Genomic DNA, 2,440 nt, shown 5'->3' on the forward strand with positions numbered 1-2,440 from the left:
TGATACTGTTGGCGAAAGTAATCAATTGAAGTTTCAGACGTAATCTTCGGGAAGATAGTTAGTACAAGTACTCTGTAAGACGACAGACAAGTTCTCAAGTATTACATAGCAGAGGCGGATGAAACAGATTTCCAAGTATTACATGGAAAGAACCGATATCCTTATTGTAGTAATTTGGGGAGAAATTAAATCAATGTCGTTACATCCAAAAGCAATTCCGCCAGTGCCTGAAGAAACAGCACGAGTCGCCCGTGCTGCTTTCCCTAAAGGTAATATTCACCTACAGATTCGAGATACCTTGGGCAGTATCTACGTTGATGAAGACTTTACCAATTTATTTTCAGTAAAAGGTCAACCCGCCCAGTCGCCTTGGCGATTAGCTTTAATTTGCGTGATGCAGTATATGGAAAACTTGTCAGACCGCCAAGCAGCAGATTCGGTCAGGGGAAGGATAGATTGGAAATATGCACTTTCTCTGCCTTTAGAAGACTCTGGATTGGATTTCTCCGCTTTAAGCGAATTTCGTAAACGCTTAGTTGAAGGGGAAGCGGAAGAACTGTTACTCAACCGAATTTTAGAACAATTACGAGAAAAAGGATTACTCAAAGGGCATAAACGACAACGCACCGATTCTACGCATATCTTGGCAGCAATTCGTCCCCTCAATCGACTAGAAACTTTGGGGGAGACTTTTCGGGCAGCCCTCAATAGTTTGGCGGTGGCTTCTCCTGATTGGTTAGTCAAACGCCTTAAGAAAGATTGGTTTGACTGTTATGGAAGGAGAGTTGAAAACTATCGTCTGCCCAAACTCGATTCTGAACGAGAAAATTTAGGTAATAAAATGGGAGAAGATGGTTTTAATTTACTTAAAAAAATTTATGCCCCTAATACTCCAGAGTGGTTACACTTGATTCCTGCCGTAGAAAACCTCAGACAAGTCTGGGTTCAACAATTTTATGCGCCTGTTGACGGAAAAGTTCAATGGCGAACGCCAAAAGATATGCCTCCTTCGACCATAGCGATTCATTCACCTTATGATGTAGAAGCTCACTACAGTTCTAAAAGAAGCGTTAATTGGGTAGGCTATAAGGCTCATATAACTGAAATTTGTGATGAAGACTCTCCTCACTTTATTACTCACGTTCAGACAACTTTATCTACTGTTACTGATGAAGCAGTAGTTGAACCAATTCATTCCTCCTTGTCCGAGAAATCATTAAAACCAGAGGAACACTTGATGGATTTGGGTTATGTGACCGCAGGTCATTTGGTTTCTTCTCAAGAAAACTATGGAGTTGAATTAATTGGTCCAGTTCGCAATGATCCTACTAGGGCTTGCTAAACATCATCCCAAATTCGCCAATTCTAATTTTCAGATTGATTGGTCGAATCAAGTAGCTATTTGTCCTAGAGGTCATCAAAGTAAAACTTGGACTAAAAAAACTGATAAGAAGGGACAACCAATAATTAATATTAGATTTTCTCAACATGACTGTGGTACTTGTCCTTCTCGTAGCCGATGCACTCGTGCTAAAACTGAACCTAGAGGGCTGACTATTCATCCAAAACAAGAATATATTGCTCTTCACTCTCGCCGTAAAGTTCAACATACTCCTGAATTTCTCAAAACTTATAACCAGAGAGCGGGAATTGAAGGAACTATATCTCAAGGAGTTAGGCGTTCAGCTTTGCGTCAATCTCGCTATGTTGGTTTGGCTAAAACTCATCTACAACATGTATTTATGGCTGTTGGATTGAACTTGTGTCGTCTTGATGCTTGGTTGAATAATGTTCCCTTCGCAGCTACTCGCTATTCTCGATTTTGCACTTTGAAACCGAAAACTAGCTAAATTTTCGCTCCCGTTTAAATATACTGCCTTAACCCATGTATTACTTGGAGGAAAATAAGATCAGTTCAATCAATCGTTTTAAGCTCTTCTGCACAAGCTTATAAGATGACGCTTGCTTACCTAATCTCAATTCTTTTAAAACTTTTTCGGCTAAAGAATTTAATTCATCTTTATTAAGAAATTTTTTGGCTTTTGAGCCTGATTTTTCAGGATTTAACTGCTCAATTTCTTCTGAATCCGAAAAAATCGACTTCTTGTGTTGAACTAAATTTTCCAATAAGTCAGCCCTAGTTATACCCAGACATTCCGAAACAATTCCCAATTCTTGCCATGTGCTGTCAGTTAATCTGAGAGAGCGTACTTGACGATAATCCTGATTCTTCAGGGTGAATTTTCCCTGAATATCTCGTTTACGTTTCATGGCGTTTATCCATGCAATACATGGATAAAGTTTAACACTTATTTTCGCTCCTTGTATTACTTGGAAGTGAGAGATAATTCTTTTGCTATATTTTTTAAAAACTTTGTACTAATCAATCAGTTTTGTAACGCACTTGAAACTTTAATTGATTACTTTCGCCAACAGTATC

Annotated in this window: 1 protein-coding gene and 1 pseudogene; one reads left to right on the forward strand and one right to left on the reverse strand. The window is 38.9% G+C overall.

Features of this window, described 5'->3' with window-relative positions; translation table 11 throughout:
* Nucleotides 1–193: 193 nt before the first annotated feature.
* Nucleotides 194–1,850 (forward strand): annotated as a pseudogene (locus C7B62_RS25220) (IS1182 family transposase).
* A gap of 40 nt (nt 1,851–1,890) precedes the next feature.
* Here C7B62_RS25220 and C7B62_RS25225 read toward each other — a convergent pair.
* Complete coding sequence (locus C7B62_RS25225) at nt 1,891–2,271, reverse strand: hypothetical protein (RefSeq protein WP_106244285.1); 381 nt, start codon at nt 2,269–2,271, stop codon at nt 1,891–1,893.
* Between the last annotated feature and the right edge of the window lie 169 nt (nt 2,272–2,440).

This window comes from Pleurocapsa sp. CCALA 161 (assembly GCF_003003995.1).
Classification (GTDB): Bacteria; Cyanobacteriota; Cyanobacteriia; order Cyanobacteriales; family Xenococcaceae; genus Waterburya.

What these genes read in the sequence shown, in the direction of transcription:
- C7B62_RS25225 (WP_106244285.1), bottom strand. Translation starts at nt 2,271, where the DNA reads ATGAAACGTAAACGAGATATTCAGGGAAAATTCACCCTGAAGAATCAG.